The organism is Neorhizobium galegae, from assembly GCF_017877055.1.
GTDB lineage: Bacteria > Pseudomonadota > Alphaproteobacteria > Rhizobiales > Rhizobiaceae > Neorhizobium > Neorhizobium galegae_D.
The window spans coordinates 1458077-1483306 of sequence record NZ_JAGIPG010000001.1 but is presented as its reverse complement, the minus strand read 5'-3'; the positions used below and the strand labels follow the sequence as shown (position 1 = coordinate 1483306).

Genomic DNA, 25230 nt, shown 5'->3' with positions numbered 1-25230 from the left:
CTCAGCGTAGCGGAGTCGTTTTAGAGCAAATTCCTCGATTGGAAAGTATGAGAAGGCGGCAGCACGGGATATGTAAGTGGAAATCGGACCGCTTCTGCCCTAGCCATTGCCCGCCAGAAGCCTCTTGGCTGCCGCCCTCGCCTCATCCGTGACGGAGGCCCCGGCCAGCATGCGGGCGATCTCTTCGGTGCGGTGTTCCGGCTCCATGGTGGCGACGCGGGTGGCGATCTTGTCTGTGCCCTCGCCGGCCGGCCCCTTGGAGATCAGGAGATGGGTCGCGGCGCGGGCAGCCACCTGCGGCGCGTGGGTAACGGAGAGCACCTGCACCTTGTCCGACAGCCGTTTCAGCCGCTGGCCGATCGCGTCCGCCACCGCGCCGCCGACACCGGTATCGATTTCATCAAAGACCAGCGTCGGAGCCGAGCCTCGGTCGGCGAGCGCCACCTTGAGCGCCAAAAGGAAACGCGACAGCTCGCCGCCCGAAGCGACCTTCATGATCGGGCCGGGACGGGTGCCGGGATTGGTCTGGACGTGGAACTCGACGGTATCGACGCCTTCAGCGCTCGCCGCTTCCGGATCGCTCGCCACATCCACCATGAAGCGGGCCCGTTCGAGCTTCAGCGCAGGCAGCTCAGCCATCACGGCGTCGGCCAGCGCCTCGGCGCCACGCCGGCGCTTCTCGGACAGGATGGCGGCGGCCTGATCGTAGGCGGCCTTGGCAGAGGCGGTGAGCTTTTCCAGCTCGGCGAGCTTCTCCTCACCCGCATCGAGATCGGCAAGGTCCGATATCATCTTTTCGGCAAGCGCCGGCAGGTCGGCGACCGGGATCGAATATTTACGACCGGCGGCGCGCAGGGCAAACAGTCGCTCCTCGACTCGCTCCAGTTCGCGCGGGTCGAATTCGGTGCGCCTCAGCGCCGCCTCGACTTCCATCTGGGCATTGGAGAGGTAATTCAGCGCCTGATCGAGAAGTTCGACCGTCTCTTCGAGCAGGCCGGGCGCCTCGTGGCTCTTGCGCTCCAGGCGCCGCACCAGCGAGGCGATCAGCGGCACGGGCGATGAATTGCCGTTGAGAAATTCGGAGGCCTCGGAAATGTCGCCGGCGATGCGCTCGGATTTCTGCATCCGCGAGCGCTGCTCGGCGAGTTCGTCCTCCTCGCCGTCGCGCGGCGCGAGCGCTTCGAGCTCTTCCACAGAGGCGCGGATATAGTCGGCTTCGCGCGCCGCGGCCTCCACCTTGGCGCGATGGGTCTTGAAAGCCCGTTCCGCGTCCTTCCAGGAGCGATAAAGGCCGGAAAGCTGCGGCACCTCGTCGCTTAAGCCCGTGAAGGCGTCGAGCAGCGTGCGGTGCGCGTCAGTATCGATCAGCGCCCGGTCGTCGTGCTGTCCGTGGATTTCGACCAGAAGCTGGCCGGCCTGACGCATCAGCTGCACGCTGACCGGCTGGTCGTTGATCGAAGCGCGGGTGCGCCCGTCGGCCGACTGGATGCGGCGGAAGATCAGGTCGCCGTCGTCGTCTATACCGTTGTCGCGCAGAAGCTTGCGGGCGCCGTGGCTGCCGGACACGTCGAAGACGGCCGTCACCTGGCCCTTGTCCTCGCCATGGCGCACCAGGTCGCCATCGCCACGGCCGCCGAGCGCCAGCGAGAGGCTGTCGAGGAGGATCGATTTGCCGGCGCCGGTTTCGCCGGTCAGAACCGAAAGGCCGGTCTCGAAGGCAAGGTCCAGCCGTTCGATCAGAACGATATCGCGGATCGACAACTGGATCAGCATGTCTCAGACCTTATGCGCCGATCAGCTTGGCCCCGGCGCGGGAAATCCACGAACCGCGATTCTCGCGGGGTTCGACGCCGTTGCCCTTCAGGAGCTTGAAGGAATCGGCATACCACTGGCTGTCGGGATAATTGCGCCCGAGGACAGCGGCAGCGGTCTGCGCCTCTTCCGTGATGCCCATCGCATAATAGGCTTCGGTCAGACGCGCCAGCGCCTCTTCCACCTGGTTGGTGTTCGGGTACTGCTCGACCACGTTGCGGAAGCGCTGGATCGCGGCAAGATACTCCTTGCGCTCCAAATAGTAACGGCCGATCTGCATTTCCTTGCCGGCCAGCTGGTCGCGCGCAAAGCGGATCTTCGCCTGCGCATCCTCGACATATTCCGAGGTCGGATAATTGGTCACGACCTTGTTCATCGCATCGATGGTGCGCACTGCAGCGCGCTGGTCTTGGGTTACGTCGGCGATCTGCTTGGAGTAAGCGAGGCCGACGAGATACTGGACATAGGCCGAATCCTGCGATTGCGGATACTGGTTCATGTAGCGGTTGCCGGTAGCCACCGCCTCGTCGTTGCGGCCGAGTCGGTACTTGGTGAATGTGCTCATGACGAGCGCCTTGCGGCCCCATTCGGTGAAGGGATTCTGGCGGTCGATCGCATCGAACTTGCGGCCCGCTTCGGCCAGGTTGCCAGCCTTCATGTTGGCGAGACCCTGGTTGTAGAGCGTCTCTGGGGCATCCGTTTCCAGACCGAGCTTGGTGATGTCGATATCGGGATCCGATTGGCAGGCGGTCATGCCAAAGCCGGCGCCGGCCAGCACCAGCGACACAAGCGCTACTCTTGCCGTCTTACGCATTCCAACAGACCTTACATGGTTCATTCGACAATTCCTGATCGTCCCGCGCCTGAAAAGCCCGCTGCCCAAGCAGGCCGTTCTAGCCATAAAAGCAAAGGGAGAGCAACGCAATGCTGTGGCATTAATGCATTTTTGTGGCACGTCGCCGCAATATAGGGCATTTCAAGGTTAAATCGGAACCTGTCTCCCAAAAAGAAAAAGGCCGCTTCCGGGGAAGCGGCCGAGTCGACTGGGTCAACTTTATCAGGCAAACCAGGACGCGAGTTCCGGCACGTTGACCGGTACGAACTCCCCTGCTCGCACGCGGGCCGCGCGCGACGACGGAGCCTCGACGACCTCGTAGGCCGTCGGGTCGCTCATCAGCGCCTTCAGTGCATTGGCATTCATCTTGTGGCCGCCGCGATAGGAGCGGTAGCAGCCGATGAACTGGGCGCCGGCAAGCGCCAGGTCGCCGACGGCGTCGAGCGTCTTGTGGCGGACGAATTCATCCTTGTAGCGAAGGCCCTCGACATTGACGATCGTGTCGTCGTCGGAGATGACCACCGAATTTTCGAGCGAGGAACCGAGTGCGTAACCCGCAGCCCAGAGACGTTCCACGTCGCGCATGAAACCGAAGGTGCGGGCGCGCGAGAGTTCCTGCTTGAAGGTCTCGGGCGTCAGGTCGCCCTTCCAGCTCTGGCGGCCGATCAGCGGCGAAGCGAAATCGATCTCGACTTCGAAGCGCGTGCCGTCATAGGGGCGGAATTCCGACCAGGAAGCACCGTTATCGATGCGCACCGGCTTCAGCACGCGGATATAGCGGCGCTTGATGCCGAGATTGACGATGCCGGCCTGCTCGATGGCTTCGATGAAAGGAAGGGAGCTGCCGTCCATGATCGGCATCTCGCCGCTGTCGACTTCGACCATGAGGTTGTCGACGCCGAGCGCGTAGATCGCGGCCATCACGTGTTCGATCGTCGCGACGGAGCGGGAAAGCGACGTGCCGAGAACGGTGCAGAGATCGGTATTGCCGACCTGGGAGGAAACGGCCCGATATTCGACCGAGCTGCCGTCGTCGAGAAGACGCGTGAAGATGACGCCGGTGCCGGCTTCGGCAGGCTGAAAGGTAAGGCTGACAGGGGCTCCGGAATGAACGCCAATGCCCTTCAGGGTTACCGGGGAGGCGATGGTGGTCTGGAAACCGAACAGTCCGATGGTCATTCCTGCTGCCTTCTTTTCGCCGGATCCGTAAAGCAGAAGGATCCGATATTCTTAACGCCTGCCGGACCGATCGCCTGAATCGGTCGATCTCTGTCGGCGTGTCTCAGCGTCTTTCATACGCAGCCATCCGGCACAATCCAAATCACTGTTCATTTCGGATTGTTACGTTGTTAACCCTGCGTGTTGATTGATAAAACGAGCGAAGGCCCGGATGCGTGATCCGGGCCTTCTTCACATTTCGTGACCGTCTTTAACTCAGTTCGACTGGCGGCGCAGGAAGGCCGGAATTTCGAGCTGGTCTTCCTCGTGATGGGCCTGCGGAACCGCACGTCCATGATCGTCGAGATTGCCGCGGCGCGGCGCATAGAGGCTTGCTTCGGCCGACAGCGGACGGCGCTGCTGCGGGGCCGGAGCCGGTGCCGCCGGCTCGATGTGAGCAGGCTCTTCCTCTTCGCGGCGGCCAAGCGAGTTGGTGATCCGCTTCAGGAGACCCATCGGGCCGCGCTCTTCCTGCACATGGCTCACGGGCTGGGCGCGACGATCCATTTCGGCCTTCACGACCGGCGGGAAATCCTCGACCTTCGGCATGCGAACCGGTTCGACCACCTGCGACATCGAAGGCGCCATCGGCTCGCGGTAGACCGGCTGCGCCGGGCGCGGAGCCGGCTGGCTCATCGCCGGAGCGGGCTGCTGCACGTGATGATGAACCGGGGCCGGCTGCGGGGCCGGAGCCGGGCGGCTCATGACCGGAGCCGGTGCTTCGGCCGGAGCCGCTGCGAAGATGCGGCTCTGCGGACGGAACTCTTCCTGCTGATGCATGATCGGCTGCGGAGCGACCGGCTGAGGTGCCGGGGCCGCATGCTGGTGCTGCGGTTCAGCGATAGCGAGTTCGCGTTCCATTTCGGCTTCCGCCATGCGGATCGTCTCGGCGATCGGATCGACGAACGGCTTCGGAGCCGGGGCTGCCTGCATGACCGGAGCCGGCTGAGCGGCAACCGGAGCCGGAGCAATGGCCGCTGACGGGCGGATGATCGGCTTCGTGGCGGCGCGCATTTCGGCGGCACGGATGTCGACGGCGCCGGCGGCGCGATCGATGCCGGTCGCGACGACCGATACGCGAATCAGGCCTTCGAGCGCTTCGTCGAAGGTCGCGCCGAGGATGATGTTCGCATCCGGATCGACTTCTTCGCGGATGCGGGTCGCAGCTTCGTCGACTTCGAACAGCGTCAGGTCGCGGCCGCCGGTGATCGAGATCAGGAGGCCCTGGGCGCCCTTCATCGAGGTCTCGTCGAGCAGCGGGTTGGCGATGGCGGCTTCGGCGGCCTGCATGGCGCGGCCCGGGCCGGATGCTTCGCCGGTACCCATCATCGCACGACCCATCTCGCGCATCACCGAGCGGACGTCGGCGAAGTCGAGGTTGATCAGGCCTTCCTTGACCATCAGGTCGGTAATGCAGGCGACGCCGGAATAAAGAACCTGGTCGGCCATCGCGAATGCATCGGCGAAGGTCGTCTTGTCATTGGCGATGCGGAAGAGGTTCTGGTTCGGAATGACGATCAGCGTGTCGACCGACTTCTGCAGTTCCTGGATACCCGATTCGGCAAGCCGCATGCGGCGCTGGCCTTCGAAGTGGAACGGCTTGGTGACGACGCCGACGGTCAGGATGCCCTTGGAGCGGGCGGCCTGCGCGACGACCGGCGCAGCACCCGTGCCTGTGCCGCCGCCCATGCCGGCGGTGACGAAGCACATATGCGTGCCGTGCAGGTGATCGACGATTTCGTCGAGGCATTCTTCCGCGGCGGCGCGGCCGACTTCCGGCTGCGAACCAGCGCCGAGACCTTCGGTGACCCGGGCGCCCATCTGAATGATGCGTTCGGCCTTGGTCATGGTCAGCGCCTGGGCGTCGGTATTGGCAACGACGAAGTCGACGCCTTCGAGGCCTGCGGTAATCATGTTGTTGACGGCGTTACCGCCGCCGCCACCGACGCCGAATACGGTAATCCGCGGCTTCAATTCCGTGATATCAGGCTTCTGCAGCTTGATGGTCATTGCACCAGTTCCTTCTTTTGCTGGCCGCATCGCCGCCGGCCAATTCATTACAACTCTGCTCCGATGCGGGCGGGCGAAGCCCTCACATCAAAAACTTTCCTTCAACCACTGCCCCACGCGGGCCAGGCGGCCATTCCCGCTTCCCAGCGTGGCCATCAGGCCGCTCTGCGAAGCGTGTGTTTCGAGATCCGCGACCTGCGGATAGATCATCAGCCCGACTGCCGTCGAAAAGGCCGGTCCCTTGGCTGCCGTCGGCAGGCCCGAGACACCCATCGGGCGGCCGATCCGGACATTGCGTGCCAGGATGCGGCGCGCCGTTTCCGAAAGGCCGGTAAGCTGGCTGGCACCACCCGTGAGCACGACGCGCTTGCCGACGATCGGGCTGAAACCCGACTTCTGGATGCGGTCGCGGATGAGTTCCAGCGTCTCTTCGATGCGCGCCTGCACGATGCGGGTGACCAGCGAGCGCGGCACCTGGGTCGGCTGATCGCGATCGTCCTCGCCGATCGGCGGAACGGAGATCACATCCCGCTCGTCGCCACCGTTGGCGAGCGCCGAACCGTGCACGACCTTCATGCGCTCGGCATCCTCGATGCGGGTCGAAAGCCCCCGGGCAAGGTCGGTCGTCACGTGATGGCCGCCAAGGCTGATCGCATCCGTATGGACGAGCTTGCCCTCGGCAAACACCGAGATCGTCGTCGTGCCGCCGCCCATGTCGATCGCGGCACAGCCGAGTTCGACTTCGTCGTCGACCAGGGCCGCAAGGCCGCTCGCATAGGGCGTCGCGACCATTCCTTCGACCGAGAGATGCGCACGGTTGACGCAGAGTTCGAGGTTCTTCAGCGTGGCGCGCTCGGCGGCCACGACGTGCATGTCGACACCGAGTGTGTCGCCGAACATCGCCAGCGGATCGCGGATACCGCGTTCGCCGTCGAGTGAGAAGCCGGTCGGAAGCGAGTGCAGGATGGCACGATCCTGGCGCAGCGACTGCTGGCTTGCCGCGATCAGAACCTTCTTGAGATCGGCCTCTTCCACTTCCTGGCCGCCGAGATCAATCGTCGCGGTATAGACGTCGCTGGTGATGCGGCCGGCGGAAACGTTGACGATCAGGCTGTCGACGGTAAGCCCCGCCATGCGTTCGGCGGCATCGACCGCGAGACGGACGACGCTTTCTGCGGCATCGAGATCGCCGATCACGCCGGACTTCACACCGCGCGAGCGCTGATGGCCGATGCCGATGATCTCGATATTGTGGGTGCGGCCGGGCAGAACCTGGCTTTCCTGACGCGGCGTCAGCCGGGCGATCATGCAGACCACCTTGGTAGAGCCGATATCGAGGACCGAAACGACGTGGCTGCGCTTGGAAGACAGCGGCTTCATGCGCGGCAGACCGAAATGGGATGAACCGAATACGCTCAAGACTGCTCTCCCAATTTCTTCAGGGCCTTCGTCCGCGCATCCAACGCCTCTCTGCGGCGATCCAAGGCACCGGGAGTAAGCTGGATGGTGGTGCGATCCTCAAGCCTCAGATCGACGGCGGCGACATCGCGCTCCAGCAAGCCCTGCTCCTTTTCGAGCCGTGCGAGCACGCGCAGCGCCTTGGCGACATTGGCTTCTGGCAGCTTCAGCACGACGCCATTGTCGAGATGCAGATCCCAGCGGCGACCGGCGATGCGGACATAGGCCTTCACGCGATTTTTCAGCTCCGGCCAGCCGGCCATGGCGTCCTCGAAGGAGGATGCAGCCGTCTCGGCATCGCGGCCGACAAAGAGCGGCAGCGAGGCGAACTTGTTGTCACGCAGCGGCGCGATCACGCTGCCGTTCTTTTCAATCAGCGACAGCTCGGAACCATGCTGCCAGATGCCGAAGGCCTGACGTTCCTTCAGCATCACCTCGATCGTCTTCGGATAGATCTTGCGGACTTCGGCATACTGGACCCAGGGAAGCGCCGAGAGCTTGCGGCGGGCCGAATCGATATCGAGGGCGACAAGCGAGGTCGTGCCGTCGAGGCCGAGAAGCTGCAGGATGTCGATTTCGGAGGTCTGGTCGTTGCCCGAGACGCGGACGTCCTCGATCGCAAAGCCGACTGCTGCCGTGGTCGCCTGGGCGACCGTCTGGCCGTGACCGCCAAGCGACATGCCGTAGAGACCGACCGCCGCGAAGAAGCCGGCAGCGGCAACCGTCCCGGTATGGGCCGGGATATGGATGCGGCCTGTGGCGAGGCTGACGCAGAAGCGGAACACCCGGCGAAGCGGGCGCGGAAGCACCCGGCGCTCTTCGGCACCGAGATAAAGAGCCTGAGAACGGCCACGCGGTCCACCCGCCTTTCTGCCGATCAACGCAAACACGTAGCGTCCTCCACCATCCAACGGACGAGCTCACCAAACGAGTGGCCGGCATGGCCGGCCATTTCGGGCACCAGCGATGTCGGGGTCATGCCCGGCTGCGTGTTGATTTCCAGCCAGATAACCTCGCCGTTCTCGGAGAACCGGTCGTCGTAGCGGAAGTCGGAGCGACTGACGCCACGGCAGCCCATCGCCTGATGCGCCTTGAGCGCTAGTGTTTGAATCTTTTGGTAAATATTCGGTGAAATTTGCGCCGGGATGACGTGTTTCGAACCACCCTCCGCATATTTCGCATCATAATCGTAAAATGCGTGGCTGAGCGGCACCACTTCGGTAACCCCAAGCGCCACGTCGCCCATCACGCCGCAGGTCAGTTCGCGGCCATAGATATAACGCTCGACCAGGACGCGATCGCCGTAACGCCATTCGGACGAGCCGATGATCTGCGGCGGATGCGACTGATTCTCCTGAACGATCACGACACCGAAGGACGACCCTTCGCGCACCGGCTTCACCACATAGGGCGGCTTTATCGGATGGGCGCTGCCGATATCGAAGCGGCTCATGACCTTGGCTTCGGCGACAGGAATGCCGGACGCCTTGGCGACATGCTTGGCCTGGTGTTTATCCATGGCAAGCGCCGAGGCAAGCACGCCGGAATGCGTGTAGGGAATCTCGAGGTATTCGAGGATGCCCTGGATCGTTCCGTCCTCGCCGAAAGGTCCGTGCAAGGCATTGAAGGCAACGTCCGGCCGAAGATCCGAGAGAACGGCCGCGACATCCCGGCCGACATCGACGCGGGTGACGCGATAGCCTTCGCCTTCGAGAGCATCCGCACAGGCAGTGCCCGAGGACAGGCTGACAGGCCGCTCGGAGGAAAATCCTCCCATCAAAACAGCCACGTGCTTGTCGCCCATCAATCACTCCCGCCAAAAAGGACTACACTCTAAGCTACGGCGCTTGCGCCAGCCTGTTCCCAGACGATTCCCGCCGGATGTTAGGCATGCCTGCATTAGTGCCCGAATATGGTTAACAAACCGTTTACCTTGATTAACCCGGGCAGCCAAAATCATGAAAACAAAGGAAAAATCGAATCGCAGAATGTTAACGCGCAGTTTGCGGCAACATTCGGATCGGCAATAAGATGATGGTCGGGTCTCTCGAATCGGGGGGGGCGATTCCTGAGATCGAGACACAGAAAAGCCCGCGAAGCATTCGGCTTTGCGGGCTCTTTTACGTCGGCGGAACGCGCCGTTCTTCTTAAGATCAGGCTGCGGCCCGCTCTTCCGAATCGTCCACCAGCTTCCACGCCAGCGCGCCGAGGACGGCACCTACGATCGGAGCCGCCCAGAAAAGCCAAAGCTGTCCGAGAGCCCAGTCCCCGACGATCAGCGCCACACCGGTCGAACGGGCAGGGTTGACGGAGGTGTTGGTGACCGGGATCGAGATCAGGTGGATCAGCGTCAGCGCAAGGCCGATTGCGATCGGAGCAAACCCGGCCGGCGCCTTCGGCCCGGTTGCGCCGAGAATGATGAAGATGAAGAAACCGGTCAGAACCAGTTCTATCAACAGCGCGGAGGTCAACGAATAGCCGCCAGGCGAATGCTCGCCATAGCCGTTGGACGCAAAGCCGCCGAGTTGGAAACCAGCCTTGCCGGAGGCGATGAGATAAAGAACCAGGGCCGCGACAATGGCTCCCACTACCTGGGCGACGACATAGGCCAGGAGGCTGGATGCCGGGAACCTGCCCGCAACTGTCAGTCCCACCGATACCGCCGGATTGAAGTGCCCGCCGGAAATACCGCCGACCGCATAGGCCATGGTCAGCACCGTCAGGCCGAATGCGAGCGCGACGCCGACGAAACCGATACCGAGATCGGGGAACGCAGCAGCCAGAACCGCGCTGCCGCATCCACCGAAGACAAGCCAGAAAGTGCCGAAGAACTCGGCCGTTAATTTTTTGAACATTGGATATCCCCCTGCTCGTGCCCCGGCACCTTGCCGGTTTTCGGCACGAATCTCATTCACGACAGGATCATTATGCAATACACGCTCATGAATGCTCAATGAATAAGCAGGTCCTGAAAAACAGGTTCACATTACGGCGGCGGTTCTGGCCCGGTTTATGAAACCAAGAAGTGAGAGAACCGCCGTAAATCTCCGTTTTTGAATCTTCGCAGAGAACGCGTGATCGGCGCGTCGCAGGATGCTTTCACCTCAGCCTGCCGGCCGGTCTCCTGTCATTCGCTCGTCACGCCGTGGAACGGTTTCACCTCGCGGCCAGGCATGAAGATGCCGAGGCGCTTGATTTCCCATTCGAGCTTGATGCCGGAATGCTCGAAGACCCGCTGGCGGATGGTCTCGCCGAGATATTCCAGATCGTAGCCGCTGGCATGGCCGATATTGATCATGAAATTGCAATGCAGCGACGACATCTGTGCGCCGCCGCTGACCAGTCCGCGGCAGCCCGCCTCGTCGATCAGCTTCCACGCGGAATGGCCTTCCGGGTTCTTGAAGGTCGAGCCTCCGGTCTTTTCCTTGATCGGCTGTACCGTCTCGCGATGCTGGCGCACGGCATCCATCTCGGCGCGGATCTTCGACCGCTCCTCGGGATACCCTTCGAAGACCGCGTGGGTGAAGATCATCTCGGCCGGAACCGATGAATGGCGGTAGCTGTAGCCCATCTCGGCAGCCGAGAAGACATGGCTGACGCCCTTGCGGTCGACGGCATGCACTTCGACGACGCGCCCGGCCGTCTCACCGCCATTGGCGCCTGCATTCATCCGCAATGCGCCGCCGATCGAACCGGGAATACCGTAATAGAAGGCGAAGCCGCCGATGCCATTGTCCATCGCCATCGCCGCAATGTGCTTGTCGGGGCAGATCGCACCGGCCTTGATCCGGTTCTCGCCGACAAGATCGACCCCGCCAAAGCCCTTGGCCGAAAGGCGCAGAACGATGCCGGGAATGCCGCCGTCGCGGACGAGCAGGTTCGAACCGACTCCGACCACCGTCAACGGTACTTCCTCCGGCAGGATCTGCAGGAAGGTCACGAGATCATCGACGTCATGGGGCTGGAACATCAGTTCGGCGAGTCCGCCGGCCTGGAACCAGGTGACACGATCCATCGGCGCGTCCGGCGTCAGCCTTCCGCGCAGTTTGTTGACGTCATCCCCCAACGACGCCAGAAGCTTTTCCCCATTCACCTGTTTCATTTCCTATCGTCCCGATATGCTTTCCAGTTCCTTCGGCAATGCTGCCGCCCACTGCGTGATATTGCCTGCCCCCAGAAGAACCACGAAATCACCCGGTTTCGCAATGCCCGATACAATCGAAGCGAGTTCCGTCGGTGATGCCATGTATCGTGCGTCGCGATGACCGCCCGACCGGATGCGCGAAACCAGGGCTTCCGAATTGGCGCCTTCGATCGGCTCCTCGCCCGCGGCATAGACCGGCGCCAGGAGGATGCTGTCGGCATCGTTGAAGCAATTGGCGAAGTCCTCGAACAGGCTCGAAAGGCGCGTGTAACGATGCGGCTGGTGGACGGCGATGATGCGGCCCTGGCACGATTCGCGCGCCGCCCGCAGCACTGCCTTGATCTCCACCGGGTGGTGGCCGTAGTCGTCGAAGATCGACACGCCGTTCCAGGTGCCGGTCAACGTGAAGCGCCGCTTGACGCCGCTGAAATTGGCAAGCCCCTTGCGGATATCCGCTTCCGAAATGCCGAGCCGGTTGGCGACCGCGATCGCCGCGGTGGCATTGGAGATATTGTGGCGGCCGGGCATCGGCAGGGCCAGGTCCTTGAACTGAAACACCCGGCCGGTACGACGGCGGCGGATTTCCACGTCGAAGATCGACTTGGTGCCTTCCATGCGGACATTCGAGAAACGCGCGTCGGCTTGCGGGTTTTCGCCATAGGTGACGATCTTGCGGTCCTCGATGCGGCCGACCAGCGCCTGCACTTCCGGATGGTCGAGGCAGAGCACGCCGAAACCGTAGAACGGCACGTTTTCGACGAACTGCCGGAAGGCGGCGCGAACCGCATCGAAATTGCCGTAATGGTCGAGATGTTCGGGATCGATATTGGTGACCACGGCGACATCGGCGGGAAGCTTCAGGAAGGTGCCGTCCGATTCGTCGGCCTCGACCACCATCCACTCGCCCTCGCCCATGCGCGCATTGGTGCCGTAGGCGTTGATGATGCCACCGTTGATGACGGTCGGATCGAGATTGCCGGCTTCCAGAAGCGTCGCGACCATAGAAGTCGTCGTGGTCTTGCCATGCGTGCCGCCGATGGCGATCGCATTGCGGAAGCGCATCAGCTCCGCGAGCATTTCCGCCCGGCGCACGATCGGCAGCGATTTTTCACGCGCTGCCATCAGTTCTGGATTGTTCTTCTTGATGGCCGTCGAGACGACGACCACCTCGGCGTCCCCGATGTTTTCGGCCTGATGACCGACGAAGACCGGGATGCCTTTGTCGCGAAGGCGTTGGACATTGGCGCCGTCGGCCTGGTCCGAACCCTGGACCTTGTGGCCGAGATTGTGCAGCACCTCGGCGATACCGCTCATGCCGATACCGCCAATGCCGATGAAATGGACGAGCCCGATGGCCTTCGGCATCTTCATGAATGCACTCCCTTAAATTCCGAAATCGATTTCCGCTCGGCGATGGCCACCACCAGATCCGCGAGCAGGCCGGCGGCATTCGGCCGTCCGGCGGACTTGGCGGCTGCCGCCATTCTTTCGAGCTTGTCCGGATCCTTCATCGCACCCGAAATGATCGCGGCAAGCTTTTCCGGAGACAGATCCGACTGCTGCACCACCTTGGCGCCGCCGGTCGCTACCAGCGCCTGCGCATTCGCTGCCTGGTCGTGATCCAGAGCATGCGGGTAAGGCACGAGGATGGCCGGCCGGCCGATCACCGCGATTTCCGACACCGTAGAGGCACCGGAGCGGCAGATGACCAGATGTGCCGTCGCCAGCCGCTCGGCCATGTCCGAAAAGAACGACGAAATATCGGCCGGCGCCTTCAGCTTCGCAAAACAGGAACTGACCCGATCCTTGTCTTCCGGACGCGCCTGCTGGGTGACGACGACACGGTCACGCTCGGCCTGGTCGAGCAGGCTGAGCGCCGTCGGCACGGCCGACGAGAAGAACTGCGCGCCCTGGCTGCCGCCGAACACGACCAGCCGGAAGGGATCATCGCCGCGGGACGCCACATAAGGGATGTTGGAGGCCGCAAGCACGGCAGGACGCACCGGGTTGCCGGTCGTCACCGTCTTGTCCGCATAGGGACCGCCGCCCTCCGGCAGGAAACCGCCGGCGATCGCCTGGACCTTGGCGGCCAGCGCCTTGTTGGCGCGGCCCATCACGGCGTTCTGTTCATGGATCATCGTCGGCACGCCCATGGCCGTCGAGGCCATCAGCGGCGGCACGGTCGGGTAACCGCCGAAACCAACGACGGCGAGCGGCTTCAGCCGGCCGATCAGGCGGCGCGCGGCCCGCAGGCCCGTCCACAGCTTCCAGCCGGTGCGGGCAAGCGCGATCGGGTTCTTGGATCCGAAGGTGGCGGACGGAACGACATGGATTTCGTCGGCCGGAAAGGTGCCGGCATAACGTTCAGCCCGGCTGTCGGTGACGAGATGCACGGAATAACCGCGCTCCCTCAGTTCGTGTCCCAGCGCTTCTGCCGGAAACACATGACCGCCGGTTCCCCCGGCGGCAAGCAATATGATGCCCTTGGTCATTGGACTTTTACTCCGCGGGTACGCCCTGGGCGACCCGGAACAGGCTCCGCTCTTGCGCTCGCTTCTCCGGACGGTGGCGGGTGAGCGCCAGGATGAAGCCTGCTGTGATGCAGATCGCGATCATCGAGGAGCCGCCATAGGAGATCAAGGGGAGCGTCATGCCCTTGGCTGGCATGAGTTCGAGATTGACGCCGATATTGATGAGCGACTGCATGCCGATCTGCAGGACGAGGCCAGCGACCGCGAACCGGTTGAAGTCGTTGCGCTCCTTGAAGGCGTGGTTCAGGCCGCGCAGCACGATGAAGGCGAAGATCGCCACCAGTGCCATACAGAAGATAATACCGAATTCCTCGGCTGCAACCGAGAACACGAAGTCCGTGTGGCTGTCCGGCAGGATGCGCTTGACGATGCCCTCGCCCGGCCCCTGCCCGAACCAGCCGCCCTGGAGGATGGCTTCATGCGCGGTCTCGATCTGGAAACGGTCGCCCTCGCCGGTCAGGAACTTGTCGAAACGGGCGGTGACGTGCGGCAGCATGTAATAGGCGGTGACGATGCCGCCGGCGCCCACGCCGCCGAGCAGCACGATCCACAGCCAGGGCATGCCGGCCATGAAGAACATGCCGCCCCAGACGACGCTCGTCAAAATGGTCTGGCCAAGATCGGGCTGGGCGACGAGCAGGGCCGCGACGATGCCGAACAGGATGATGGCGAAGAGATTGCCGGGGATTTCCGGCTGCCGCGCGTGCTCGGCGAACAGCCAGGCGCAGACAACCACGAAGGCCGGCTTCATGAATTCCGACGGTTGGATGGAGAACATGCCAACGCCGATCCACCGCCGAGATCCCTTGACCTCGACGCCGAAGAACAGTGCCAGCACCATCAGCGTCAGCGAGATGATCAGCAGCACGATCGCGGTCCGGCGCACCTGCCGCGGCGTCAGGAAGGACAGGCCGACCATCACCACCAGCGACGGCAGCAGGAAGAGCGCGTGACGCTCGACGAAGTGGAAGCTGTCGAGGCCGATCCGCTCCGCCACCGCCGGCGAGGCGGCGAAGGAGAGCATGAAGCCGACCCCCATCAAAAGCACGAAGGCGACGAGGAAGAAACGGTCGATCGTCCAGAACCAGTCTGCGAGCGGCCCACGGTCTGCGCGGCTTACCATCTGTCGTTCCCCTTTTCCGTCTCGATCAATCCAAATCGACCAACATCGTGACGCCATCGAGGCCCGCGACATGACCGACAAAGGCATCGCCGCGAACCTCGAAATTCTTGAACTGATCGAAGCTGGCGCAGGCCGGCGACAACATCACCGCGGACGGTGTCGTATCGGCGCTCGCATCCGCCGCGGCATGCGCGACCGCTTTCTCGAGCGTGCCCGAAATCTCGTAGGGCACCGCCTCGCCAAGCGTCGCCGCGAATGCCGGTGCGGCTTCTCCGATCAGATAGGCCTTGACGATACGCGGGAAGAGTGGAGCGAGGCTGACTATGCCGCCCTCCTTTGGCAGACCGCCGGCAATCCAGTAGATCCGCTCGTAGCTGGAGAGCGCCGGCGCCGCCGCATCCGCATTGGTCGCCTTCGAATCGTTGACGAACACCACCTGCACCCGGCGGCCGACCGGCTGCATGCGATGCTTGAGGCCGGGAAAGGATTTCAGCCCCGCACGGATCTCATCCCTCGAAATGCCGACAGCCAGGCAGGCCGCGATTGCCGCCGCGGCATTCTGGGCGTTGTGGCTGCCTTTCAGCGTCTGGATGCCGTCGAGATCGACGAGCTGCGACGCAACTCCGCCATGCGCCTCGATGATCCGGCTGCCCTCGGCATAAACACCGTCGGCAACGACGACGCGCTTGGAAATCCGCTTGACCGTAACGCCGGTCCGTTCGACGCGGTCGGCAATCAGGGCGCAGAAGGAATCATCGACACCGATCACTGCCGTCCTGCTCCCGGCGACGAGGCGTTCCTTGACGTCGGCATAGTGCTGCATGGTGCCGTGGCGGTCGAGATGGTCGGGCGTGAGGTTCAAAAGAATGCCTGCGGTCGGATTGAGCGTCGGAGCCAGATCGATCTGGTAGGACGAACATTCGACGACGAAGAAGCGCTGATCCTTGGGTGGGTCGAGCGTTAAGATCGCCGTGCCGATATTGCCGCCGAGCTGCGTGTCGCGACCGCTGGACCTCAGAATGTGGGCAATCAGCGCCGTGGTGGTGGATTTTCCGTTGGTGCCGGTAATCGCAATGAACGGGCAATCGGGTGCACGCGCCCGGCGCTCGCGCACGAAAAGCTCGACATCGCCGATGATCTCGACGCCGGCGGCGTGGGCGAGATCGACGCTCCAATGAGGTTTAGGATGGGTGAGCGGCACGCCCGGCGACAGAACGAAGGCGGCCTGCACAGACCAGTCGATGACGCGCAGGTCGGCGGTCGCGATCCCCTCGGCCGCGGCCTTGGCGACGCTGTCGGGATTGTCGTCCCAGGCGACGACCTGGGCGCCGCCCGCGACGAGCGCCTTGGCGGTCGCGAGGCCCGAGCCGCCGAGGCCGAACAGCGCGACCGGCTTGTCCTTGAATGTGGTGACTGCGATCATCCCCGCATCACCGCAGCTTGAGCGTCGAAAGGCCGAGCATGGCAAGGCCGACGGCGATGATCCAGAAACGGATCACCACCTGGCTTTCCGTCCAGCCGAGTTTTTCGAAATGGTGATGGATCGGCGCCATCAGGAAAACGCGCCGGCCGGTCATCTTGAAGAAACCGACCTGGATGATGACAGACAGAGTCTCCATGACGAAAAGGCCACCGACGATCGCCATGACGATCTCGTGCTTTGTGGCAACCGCGACGGAGCCGATCAGGCCGCCGAGCGCCAGAGAACCGGTATCGCCCATGAAAATCGCGGCAGGCGGTGCATTGAACCACAGGAAACCGAGACCCGCCCCGATCACCGCGCCGAGGATAACCGCAAGCTCGCCGGTACCGGGCACGAAATTGATCTGCAGGTATCCCGCAAATACCGCGTTGCCGGCGAGATAGGCGATGATGCCGAACGAGGCCGCGGCGATCATGACCGGCACGATCGCCAGCCCGTCGAGCCCGTCCGTCAGGTTCACAGCATTGCCGGCCGCAACGATGACGAAACCGCCGAACAGTACGAAGAAGATGCCGAGATTGATGAACAGGTCCTTGAAGAAAGGGAAGGCGATAGAAGTGCCGAGCGTCGGATTGCTCGACTGGCCGGTCGTGAGCGCCACCCGCATCATGAAGAAGACCGCAATGCCGGCGATCAAGAACTCGATGCCGAGACGCGCCTTGCCGGAAAAGCCCTTGTCGGTCTGCTTGGTGACTTTCAGATAGTCGTCATAGAAGCCGATCGCGCCGAAACCGAGCGTCACGAGCAGGGTCGCGACCACATAGACGTTGGAAAGGTCGGCCCAGAGCAGCGAGCCGCCGACGATGCCAGCGAGGATCATCAGGCCGCCCATGGTCGGCGTACCGGCCTTCTTGAAATGGGTCTGCGGCCCGTCGGCGCGGATCGGCTGTCCCTTGCCCTGGCGCAGGCGAAGCGACGCGATGATCATCGGCCCGAACAGGAAGACGATCAGCGCAGACGTGAAGAGCGCAGCGCCCGTCCTGAAGGTGATGTACCGGAACAGGTTGAAAAATTGGACTTTGTCCGCCAGTTCCACAAGCCAGATCAGCATTCAGCGCCCTTTCCAGAAGCCCGTCTCAATTAGTGGCGCTCCGTGTCGGAGAATGCCGGGTAGTTGTCAATAAGCGCGGCCACGATCTTGCCGAAACCGATACCAAGCGAAGATTTCACCATCACCACGTCGCCCGGCATCACCGACCGCACCGCGTAATCGGCGAGATCCGCCGTTTTTTCGAAATACGTCACTTGGACGTTTCCCGGCAGCGATTCCTTGAGTGCCGCCATTTCTTTTCCTGCGAGCCAGACATGTTCTATGCCGGCGGCAAGCAGCGGACCTGCCAGGTCCTCATGCACCTTGGCCGAAAATTCGCCCATTTCCAGCATGTCGCCGAGGACCGCGATCCGCCGGCCGGTCAGTTCCGGCACCGAGGATGCGAGAAGCGCGATCGCCGCCCGCATCGAGGCCGGGTTGGCGTTGTAGCTCTCGTCGATCAGCGTCAGATGACCCTCGCCGATACCGAGCCGGTGGCGTTCGCCCCTGCCCTTGACCGGCTTCAGCGCCGCAAGCGCCGCCGTGGCGCCGGCCATGTCCGCGCCGACCAGCAGGCAGGCGCCGAGGACAGCCATGGCGTTCTCGGCGATGTGTCGGCCGGGAGCGCCGATATGGACTTCCGACGTCTCGCCGTTCAGCACCGCCCAGACGACCGAGTTCTCGGCATTGCCTTCGAAATCCGCCAACCGGAAATCCGCCTTGGCATGCTGGCCGAAGGTGTGGATATGCGAGACACCCGCTTCCTGCGCCTTCTTCTGAAGAAAGCCGAACTGCTTGATGTCGCGATTGAGGATCGCAGAACCGCCAGGCTCCAGGCCTTCGAAGATCTCGGCCTTGGCGGCGGCGATCTCTTCGAGGTTCTTGAAATGCCCGAGGTGGGCTGCCGCGATCGTGGTGATGATCGCCACATGCGGGCGCACCATCTTCACCAGCGGGCGGATCTCGTCGGGATGGTTCATGCCGATCTCGAAGACGCCGAAATCGATATCCGCCGGCATGCGGGCAAGCGTCAGCGGCACGCCCCAGTGATTGTTGAACGATGCGACGGCGGCATGCACCTTTCCAGAGGGCGCCAGCGCATGACGCAGCATTTCCTTGGTGGTTGTCTTGCCGACCGAACCAGTCACCGCAACGATACGGGCTCTGCTGCGTTCGCGCGCGGCGAGCGCCAGTTTTCCAAGGGCGGCAAGCACGTCTTCGACGACGATCATCGGCACGCTCAGCTTGCCAAGTGCGGGCAGTTTCGCTTCGTTGACGACGATCAGCGTCGCGCCGTTGGCGACGGCGAGGCTTGCATAGTCATGACCGTCGACGCGGTCGCCCTTGATGGCGAAGAAAGCCTCGTCCTGGCCGATGGAGCGGCTGTCGATCGAAATACCGGTAATGCCCGCCGGAAGCGCACCGATCGGCCGGCCGCCCATGGCAGACGTCAAATCCTCCGAGGTCCATAACCAGCTCACGATTTCAGCTCCTCCAAAGCCTTGCGGACTTCGACGTGATCGGAAAACGGCAGGACCGTGGTGCCGATCGTCTGGCCGTGTTCATGGCCCTTGCCCGCAACGATCAACGTATCGCCCGACTGCAGCATATTGACTGCCTCGCGGATCGCGTTCGCCCGATCGCCGATCTCGATTGCGCCCGGAGCAGCCGCCAGAATCTCGGAACGAATGACTTCGGGAACCTCGGAGCGCGGATTGTCGTCGGTAACGATGACGATATCGGCGAGCCTCGTCGCCACGTCACCCATGATCGGCCGCTTGCCCTTGTCCCGGTCGCCGCCGCAGCCGAACACCACGATGACGCGGCCGGTCGTGAAGGGCCGGACGGATGTCAGCACGTTTTCCAGCGCGTCCGGCTTGTGGGCATAATCCACATAGGCAAGCGCGCCGTCCTTTGTCTGGCCGACCAGTTCGAGGCGACCCGAGGCGCCGACCAGCTTTTCGAGCGCGGCCATGGCGACGGCGGCCGGAACCCCGGTCGACATGGCAAGCCCTGCCGCGACAAGCGCGTTCGCCACCTGGAAATCGCCGGCCAGCGGAATATCGACTTCGAAGATCTGGTCGCCGATATGGATCTCGGCCATCTGCTTGTGGCGGAAATGCTCGACCCGCTTGAGGCAGATATAATCGCCCCTTCGGCCGACCGTGCGGACGTCGAGGTCGGCAACCGTCGCCACCCGCATCGCTTCTTCCGACCAGGCGTCATCAGCGAAGATGACGGCCGGCGAGCCCTTCGGCATCAGCGTATCGAAAAGCCGCATCTTGGCGGCCATATAGCTCTCGATCGTCGGATGGTAATCCATGTGGTCGCGGCCAAGGTTGGTGAAACCGGCCGCGGAAAGACGCACGCCGTCGATCCGGCACTGGTCGAGGCCATGACTGGAAGCCTCCATCGCGGCATGGGTGACGCCTTCGGCAGCCAGTTCCGCCAGCAGCTGCTGCAGTTCGACCGGATCCGGCGTGGTCAGCGTTCCGTAATCGTTGCGGGTCGGGGAAACGACACCGGTCGTGCCGATCTGGGCAGCAGGATGGCCGGCATGCGCCCAGATCTGGCGAGTGAAGGAAGCGACCGACGTCTTGCCGGCGGTGCCGGTGACAGCGACCATGGTTTCCGGCTGCGCACCGTAGAAGCGGGCGGCGGCCAGCGCCAGCAGCCGGCGCGGATTGGAAACAGCAAGGACGGGAATGCCCGCCTCCGCCCCATGCCCCGCAATCGCCGCGACCGCGCCGCGCGCGGCGGCATCGCCGATATAGCTCGAACCGTCCGACTTGGTACCGGCAAGTGCCGCAAACAGCATGCCGGGTTTTACCTGGCGGCTGTCGGACGTGAGACCGGTCACCTCGAGATCACCTGCCGGCCCAGCCATCAGGTCGGCTATTTCCGGGAAGTCTCGTCCGGCGAGTTCTCGCAATTTCATCGGCTGATTGTCCATTCTGAGCGTCGTCCCCTCGATTCGTCCGCCCACGTTGTTATCGCTCAATAAGACACAAGCAGGGCAGAGCCGTCATTGCCGAATTTCGGCTTCACACCGAGAATGGGCGCAGCCCGGGTAATGATCTCCTTGACCATCGGAGCGGCGGATGTGGCGGCAAGAGCCGCGCCATTGCCCTTCTCGGTCTTTGGCTCGTCGCAGAAGGTCAGCACGACGTATTGCGGATTGTCCATCGGGAAGGCGGCAAGGAAGGCGTTGAAGTTCTTGTCGTGGGCGTAGCGCCCGTTGACGACCTTGTCTGCCGTCCCCGTCTTGCCGCCGACGTTGAAGCCCGCGACGCGCGCATTTCTGCCCGATCCGTTGACGCCGTTCCATTCGAACAGGAAGCGCATGTCCTTGCTGGTCGAGGGCTTCAGCACCTGGGTCGCGATCTTGTCGGCCTCCGCGCGGTTGCGCGGCAGGAAGGTCGGCGGGATGTATTTTCCGCCGTTGACGAGCGCGGCACCGGCGACCGCCGTCTGCAGCGGCGTCGTCGAGACACCGTGGCCGAAGGAAATGGTGACCGAGTTGATCTTCTTCCATTCCCGCGGCTGGCTCGGCGTGGCGACTTCCGGAAGTTCGGTACGCATTTTCGTCAGCAGGCCGAGCTTGGTCAGGAAATCCTTGTGGCCTTCGATGCCGACCGTATCGGCAATCTTGGCGGTGCCGATATTGGACGAATACTGAAAGATTTCCGGAACGCTCAGCATGCGTCCCTTGCCGTGGAAATCCTTGATGGTGAAGCCGCCAATACGGATCGGGAACCGCGCGTCGAACATGCTCTGCAGGTTCACCTTGCCGGAATCGAGACCCATGGCAATGGTGAAGGACTTGAAGGTGGAGCCCATTTCGAACGTGCCGTTCGACATGCGGTTGAACCATCCCTCCTCGCCGCCCTCGGCCGGATTGTTGGGATCGAAATCGGGCGCGGACGCCATGGCGACGATTTCGCCGGTATGGACGTCGAGGACAACCGCGCCGGCCCCGATCGAGCTGTACTTGCCGATCGCCTCGGTCACCACCTCGCGGACGATGGACTGGACGCGCAGATCGATGGATAGCTTGACCGGCTCCAGCGGCTGGCTGGACGTCATGCCGACCGCCGCCAGATCCGCAAGGCCCTGATTATCGACGTAACGCTCCATGCCGGCTACGCCGCGGTTGTCGATGTTGACGTAACCGACGACATGCGCGGCCGTCGGGCCGCCCGGATAGAAACGGCGCTTCTCGGGCCGGAAACCGATGCCCGGAATGCCGAGCGCCAGGATCTGGCTCTGCTGCTTCGGGGTCAGCTGGCGGCGCAGCCACTGGAAACGCGAGTTCGAGGTCAGTTTCGAATAGGTGCCCTTGACGTCGAGATCGTTCAGGACCGTCCCGAGCTTCTCGATCACCTCGTCGGCATCGATGATCTTGTTGGGCTCGGCAAACAGCGAAACCGTGCGGATGTCGGTCGCCAGAACCGCGCCGTTGCGGTCGACAAGGTCGGGACGCGAGGCCAGCAGCCGGTCGGCCGGCAGGATGCTCGACGTCGTCAGCGGCTGTGCCACGCCATATTGCATCAGGCGGCCGCCGATGACGCAGTAGAAGACCGTGAAGCCGGCGATCAGCAGACCGACGCGGTTTTTTGCCTGGGCGGACTTGCGCTTGCGGGTCCCCTCGAAGGACGCCTTTTCAGAGCTTCGGCCACGGCTGCCGGACGAAAAATGCGCGCGGCTCTTGACGATCATGATGCGGGACAGGAAAGACATCAGCGTTTCACCGATCCTGTGGAAATGACTTCGATGGGACCACGCCGCAGCGGCACAGGAATTTTCTGAGCGGGCTTGGCCTTGGCGGCGGCAACCCCCTTCAGCGCGGCGGCAACCTCGCTGTTCTTGCCGGCGATGATGTCCTCGATGGTCGTCTCGGGCTGCGGCAGCCGCGCCTTCGGCATCGGCAGTTCCTTCGGCATCGCCAGCTGCGTCGTCTCGGTCGGCGCCAGCGCCAGCTCGGAACTGTAGACGTTGATCAGCCGGTGCAGGCGGTTCGGCTGCGTGAGCAGGGCCCAGTCGGCCTTGAGCAGGTCGATCGTGTCCTTCTCCAGCTTGATTTCGGACTCCAGCCGGCGAACCTCGTTGAGCTTTTCATCGGCGCGGTGCTTGATCGAATAGGTGACGACGGCCGCCGCCGTCATCACGCCGATCAGGACAAGATCGAAGCTACGCAGCATGTATCAGGCTCCCATCTTTGCGAGGCTGGCGAGATCGGGCAGATCGAATATCGACATGTCGGCGGCCCGCGGCGGGGCTTCCGTCCGGATACCGGCGCGAAGCTTGGCGGAACGGGCGCGCGGATTGAGCTCCGCCTCCTCGTCGCTCGCCGAGATCATCGACTTGCCGAGGGGTTCGAAGATCGCGGGCTTGGCCTCGACCATCGGCAGGTGTCGCGAGCCGGAGGCCTTGCCGGAACGGTCGGCGAAGAACTGCTTGACGATCCTGTCCTCGAGCGAATGAAAGGTGACGACCACAAGCCGACCGCCCGGCTTCAAAGCCCGCTCGGCGGCAAACAGTGCCCCGGCCAGCTCGCCGAGCTCATCATTGACGAAGACGCGCAGCGCCTGGAAGACGCGGGTCGCCGGATGGATCTTGTCCTTGGCCTTGCGCGGGTTGACGGTCTCGATGAGATTGGCGAGCTCGCGCGTGGTGGTGAACGGCTCGGTGAGGCGGCGCTTCTCGATGGCGCGGGCGATGCGGCCCGACTGCTTTTCCTCGCCGAGGAAACCGAAGATGCGGGCGAGATCGCCAACCTTGGCGCGATTGACGACATCGGCCGCCGAAACGCCGCTCGAAGACATCCGCATGTCGAGCGGACCATTGCGCTGAAAGGAGAAGCCGCGGTCGGCCTCGTCGATCTGCATCGAAGAGACGCCGATATCGAGCACGACGCCATCAAGCCCGCCCTCCGGCGCGTGATCGGCAAGGTTGGAAAACTGCGAGTGAATGAGGCTGAGGCGCCCCTTGTGGGCATCGACCAGCGCCTTGCCGGCGGCGATCGCATTCGGATCGCGATCGAGCGCGATCACCTCGGCATCCGCGGCAAGGATCGCGGATGTGTAGCCGCCCGCCCCGAACGTGCCGTCGAGAATGACCTTGTCGGCCCGGGGCTCGAGCGCCTCGAGGACTTCCTTCAGAAGAACCGGAATGTGACGAACCGGTCCGCCTTCGGGCTCGGTTGTTCCGTCGCCTGGATTCGCCGCCATTCCGTTCCCCTGTCTTACGCGGGGCGCGAACCGAAGCGCCCCTCTCTCGCCGCCGCCTGCGCCTCGTGAAACGCCTGCGGCTGCCAAAGTTGAAAATGATCCGAGCGCCCAACGAAGGTGATGTCCGAGCTGATTCCCGTGAAGTCGCGGATGAAATCCGTGACCATCAGCCGGCCCTCCGCATCGAGCCGCATGAAGACGCCGCCACCGTGAACCAGCAGCGACATCCGGTTCGCTTCCGGCGAAAACGGATCGACGGAAGCGATCTGCCGCTCGTAACGATCGAGCAGATCCGGCCCGCCGACGCTGATCGCCGGATAGGTGAAATCCTGGAGGCAATAAAGCTCCTGGATCCCACGCTCCGAAAGGACCGAACGAAAACTCGCCGGAACGGAAACCCGCCCCTTCGCATCGATCCTGTTCGTCGCATTCGACAGGAAGCGGCTCATCACGCCAAACATCCGCCTCGTTATGGCTCAAGACGGAAGCCCGTCCGCCGGTTAGCACCACACCAAACACAGCTTCGCCGTCCGGATGGGCGGATAACCGCCCGGCCGCAGAACGACCGAAACTCTGGGATTGGCGGGCGCTCATTCGCCCTTGTGCAGTGCGATTTTGGGATACCATGGGACCATATGGGCGTCAATGGGAGAAGCCCCGCTAGCCACTCCCAGATAGGATTTATTTATAAGCTGTTAAGTTTAACAAAGGGTTATTAGGGGAAGCGAAGAAACCGCCTTGGCAGTGCCCGGCAAGTCGATTTGGGACACCCAGTAAGCTGCGGAAAATCAAACAGCTTTCAAAATTCCTCATATAAAAGACAAGGCCCCAAAATGGGCCGCCTGCGACGCCTGCCTCGTATCTGGCAGGCGTACACAGAATCGCGAGGAAGGGGAAAACGCCAGTTGGCCTGTAAGCCGGGTTCTGTATGGCCCCGATGCAAGCACCGGAACGTGGCAGCCATTCATCTGGGACGATATTTGCATATCGCCTCACGCAACCCACCCGGATGACTGGCCCGGAAACAGGCTGCAGCCACGTTTTCACGCGGCCCGCGTCATCCCTATTCGGTCTTGCTCCCGGTGGGGTTTACCTTGCCGCCGCTGTTACCAGAAGCGCGGTGGGCTCTTACCCCACCCTTTCACCCTTACCCCGCCAGCTCTGCCGCTTTGTCGAAGCGGTACAGCAGGCGGGGCGGTTTCCTTTCTGTGGCACTTTCCCTAGGGTCGCCCCCGCCGGACGTTATCCGGCACCGTGTTTCCGTGGAGCCCGGACTTTCCTCACCCTACCGCCTTTCGGCATTGGTAAAGCGCGGCTGCCCGGCCAACTGGCAGGCGGTCCATAAACGAGATGAAT

Annotated in this window: 20 protein-coding genes and 1 other RNA gene; all 21 read right to left on the bottom strand. The window is 63.0% G+C overall.

The window, feature by feature from the left end; translation table 11 throughout:
• Window positions 1-99 precede the first annotated feature (99 nt).
• The gene (gene recN, locus J2857_RS06870; RefSeq protein ID WP_210009287.1) at window positions 100-1773 is read right to left on the bottom strand and encodes a DNA repair protein RecN; all 1674 of its coding nucleotides are present in this window, start codon (window positions 1771-1773) and stop codon (window positions 100-102) included.
• A 10-nt stretch (window positions 1774-1783) separates the two neighbouring features.
• Complete coding sequence (locus J2857_RS06865; RefSeq protein WP_373426802.1) at window positions 1784-2626, bottom strand: outer membrane protein assembly factor BamD; 843 nt, start codon at window positions 2624-2626, stop codon at window positions 1784-1786.
• Window positions 2627-2869: 243 nt separating this feature from the next.
• Window positions 2870-3826 carry a UDP-3-O-acyl-N-acetylglucosamine deacetylase gene (gene lpxC, locus J2857_RS06860; RefSeq protein ID WP_210009284.1) on the bottom strand — a complete coding sequence of 319 codons (957 nt, stop codon included), beginning with the start codon at window positions 3824-3826 and terminating at the stop codon, window positions 2870-2872.
• A gap of 255 nt (window positions 3827-4081) precedes the next feature.
• Entirely contained in the window at window positions 4082-5875 is a 1794-nt protein-coding gene (gene ftsZ, locus J2857_RS06855) for a cell division protein FtsZ (protein WP_210009283.1), read from the bottom strand.
• Between the two features lie 87 nt (window positions 5876-5962).
• Window positions 5963-7294, bottom strand: coding sequence for a cell division protein FtsA (ftsA, locus tag J2857_RS06850; protein ID WP_037087410.1), 1332 nt, complete (start codon window positions 7292-7294; stop codon window positions 5963-5965).
• Complete coding sequence (locus J2857_RS06845; protein ID WP_210009282.1) at window positions 7291-8223, bottom strand: cell division protein FtsQ/DivIB; 933 nt, start codon at window positions 8221-8223, stop codon at window positions 7291-7293. The genes ftsA and J2857_RS06845 overlap by 4 nt, the downstream gene beginning before the upstream one ends.
• Window positions 8211-9137: a D-alanine--D-alanine ligase gene (locus tag J2857_RS06840; protein WP_210009281.1), complete on the bottom strand. Its 927-nt coding sequence runs from the start codon at window positions 9135-9137 to the stop codon at window positions 8211-8213. Before J2857_RS06840 ends, J2857_RS06845 begins: the two co-directional genes overlap by 13 nt.
• Before the next feature lie 349 nt (window positions 9138-9486).
• The gene (gene aqpZ, locus J2857_RS06835) at window positions 9487-10188 is read right to left on the bottom strand and encodes an aquaporin Z (protein ID WP_210009280.1); all 702 of its coding nucleotides are present in this window, start codon (window positions 10186-10188) and stop codon (window positions 9487-9489) included.
• 272 nt (window positions 10189-10460) lie between these two features.
• Window positions 10461-11435 (bottom strand): UDP-N-acetylmuramate dehydrogenase, encoded by a 975-nt coding sequence (murB, locus tag J2857_RS06830; RefSeq protein ID WP_210009279.1) that lies wholly within the window; start codon window positions 11433-11435, stop codon window positions 10461-10463.
• Between the two features lie 3 nt (window positions 11436-11438).
• Complete coding sequence (murC, locus tag J2857_RS06825) at window positions 11439-12848, bottom strand: UDP-N-acetylmuramate--L-alanine ligase (RefSeq protein ID WP_210009277.1); 1410 nt, start codon at window positions 12846-12848, stop codon at window positions 11439-11441.
• Complete coding sequence (gene murG / locus J2857_RS06820) at window positions 12845-13969, bottom strand: undecaprenyldiphospho-muramoylpentapeptide beta-N-acetylglucosaminyltransferase (RefSeq protein ID WP_210009275.1); 1125 nt, start codon at window positions 13967-13969, stop codon at window positions 12845-12847. Before murG ends, murC begins: the two co-directional genes overlap by 4 nt.
• 7 nt (window positions 13970-13976) lie before the next feature.
• Window positions 13977-15131, bottom strand: coding sequence for a putative lipid II flippase FtsW (ftsW, locus tag J2857_RS06815; RefSeq protein WP_210009274.1), 1155 nt, complete (start codon window positions 15129-15131; stop codon window positions 13977-13979).
• A gap of 25 nt (window positions 15132-15156) precedes the next feature.
• A complete protein-coding gene (gene murD / locus J2857_RS06810; RefSeq protein ID WP_210009273.1) occupies window positions 15157-16554 on the bottom strand; it encodes a UDP-N-acetylmuramoyl-L-alanine--D-glutamate ligase in 1398 nt (465 codons plus the stop codon).
• A gap of 7 nt (window positions 16555-16561) precedes the next feature.
• Window positions 16562-17665, bottom strand: a complete 1104-nt coding sequence (gene mraY, locus J2857_RS06805) for a phospho-N-acetylmuramoyl-pentapeptide-transferase (protein WP_210009272.1) — start codon at window positions 17663-17665, stop codon at window positions 16562-16564.
• Window positions 17666-17694: 29 nt separating this feature from the next.
• The gene (locus tag J2857_RS06800) at window positions 17695-19125 is read right to left on the bottom strand and encodes a UDP-N-acetylmuramoylalanyl-D-glutamyl-2,6-diaminopimelate--D-alanyl-D-alanine ligase (RefSeq protein WP_210009271.1); all 1431 of its coding nucleotides are present in this window, start codon (window positions 19123-19125) and stop codon (window positions 17695-17697) included.
• Window positions 19122-20582, bottom strand: a complete 1461-nt coding sequence (locus J2857_RS06795) for a UDP-N-acetylmuramoyl-L-alanyl-D-glutamate--2,6-diaminopimelate ligase (RefSeq protein ID WP_210009270.1) — start codon at window positions 20580-20582, stop codon at window positions 19122-19124. Before J2857_RS06795 ends, J2857_RS06800 begins: the two co-directional genes overlap by 4 nt.
• A gap of 59 nt (window positions 20583-20641) precedes the next feature.
• Window positions 20642-22384 carry a peptidoglycan D,D-transpeptidase FtsI family protein gene (locus J2857_RS06790; RefSeq protein WP_210009269.1) on the bottom strand — a complete coding sequence of 581 codons (1743 nt, stop codon included), beginning with the start codon at window positions 22382-22384 and terminating at the stop codon, window positions 20642-20644.
• Complete coding sequence (gene ftsL / locus J2857_RS06785) at window positions 22384-22845, bottom strand: cell division protein FtsL (protein ID WP_210009268.1); 462 nt, start codon at window positions 22843-22845, stop codon at window positions 22384-22386. Before ftsL ends, J2857_RS06790 begins: the two co-directional genes overlap by 1 nt.
• Window positions 22846-22848: 3 nt before the next feature.
• On the bottom strand, window positions 22849-23874 hold the full coding sequence (rsmH, locus tag J2857_RS06780) for a 16S rRNA (cytosine(1402)-N(4))-methyltransferase RsmH (RefSeq protein ID WP_210009266.1): 1026 nt from the start codon (window positions 23872-23874) through the stop codon (window positions 22849-22851).
• 14 nt (window positions 23875-23888) lie between these two features.
• The gene (gene mraZ, locus J2857_RS06775; protein WP_037087442.1) at window positions 23889-24323 is read right to left on the bottom strand and encodes a division/cell wall cluster transcriptional repressor MraZ; all 435 of its coding nucleotides are present in this window, start codon (window positions 24321-24323) and stop codon (window positions 23889-23891) included.
• Window positions 24324-24771: 448 nt separating this feature from the next.
• An RNA gene (gene rnpB, locus J2857_RS06770) (RNase P RNA component class A) lies at window positions 24772-25205 on the bottom strand.
• Between the last annotated feature and the right edge of the window lie 25 nt (window positions 25206-25230).

Coding starts and splice junctions, on each gene's coding strand:
- murC (WP_210009277.1), bottom strand. CDS start 12,848: ATGAAGATGCCGAAGGCCATCGGGCTCGTCCATTTCATCGGCATTGGC.
- murD (WP_210009273.1), bottom strand. CDS start 16,554: ATGATCGCAGTCACCACATTCAAGGACAAGCCGGTCGCGCTGTTCGGC.
- murG (WP_210009275.1), bottom strand. CDS start 13,969: ATGACCAAGGGCATCATATTGCTTGCCGCCGGGGGAACCGGCGGTCAT.
- J2857_RS06795 (WP_210009270.1), bottom strand. CDS start 20,582: ATGAAATTGCGAGAACTCGCCGGACGAGACTTCCCGGAAATAGCCGAC.
- J2857_RS06840 (WP_210009281.1), bottom strand. CDS start 9,137: ATGGGCGACAAGCACGTGGCTGTTTTGATGGGAGGATTTTCCTCCGAG.
- rsmH (WP_210009266.1), bottom strand. CDS start 23,874: ATGGCGGCGAATCCAGGCGACGGAACAACCGAGCCCGAAGGCGGACCG.
- lpxC (WP_210009284.1), bottom strand. CDS start 3,826: ATGACCATCGGACTGTTCGGTTTCCAGACCACCATCGCCTCCCCGGTA.
- J2857_RS06790 (WP_210009269.1), bottom strand. CDS start 22,384: ATGTCTTTCCTGTCCCGCATCATGATCGTCAAGAGCCGCGCGCATTTT.
- mraZ (WP_037087442.1), bottom strand. CDS start 24,323: ATGAGCCGCTTCCTGTCGAATGCGACGAACAGGATCGATGCGAAGGGG.
- aqpZ (WP_210009280.1), bottom strand. CDS start 10,188: ATGTTCAAAAAATTAACGGCCGAGTTCTTCGGCACTTTCTGGCTTGTC.
- J2857_RS06865 (WP_373426802.1), bottom strand. CDS start 2,626: ATGCGTAAGACGGCAAGAGTAGCGCTTGTGTCGCTGGTGCTGGCCGGC.
- ftsZ (WP_210009283.1), bottom strand. CDS start 5,875: ATGACCATCAAGCTGCAGAAGCCTGATATCACGGAATTGAAGCCGCGG.
- murB (WP_210009279.1), bottom strand. CDS start 11,435: ATGAAACAGGTGAATGGGGAAAAGCTTCTGGCGTCGTTGGGGGATGAC.
- recN (WP_210009287.1), bottom strand. CDS start 1,773: ATGCTGATCCAGTTGTCGATCCGCGATATCGTTCTGATCGAACGGCTG.
- ftsW (WP_210009274.1), bottom strand. CDS start 15,131: ATGGTAAGCCGCGCAGACCGTGGGCCGCTCGCAGACTGGTTCTGGACG.
- mraY (WP_210009272.1), bottom strand. CDS start 17,665: ATGCTGATCTGGCTTGTGGAACTGGCGGACAAAGTCCAATTTTTCAAC.
- ftsL (WP_210009268.1), bottom strand. CDS start 22,845: ATGCTGCGTAGCTTCGATCTTGTCCTGATCGGCGTGATGACGGCGGCG.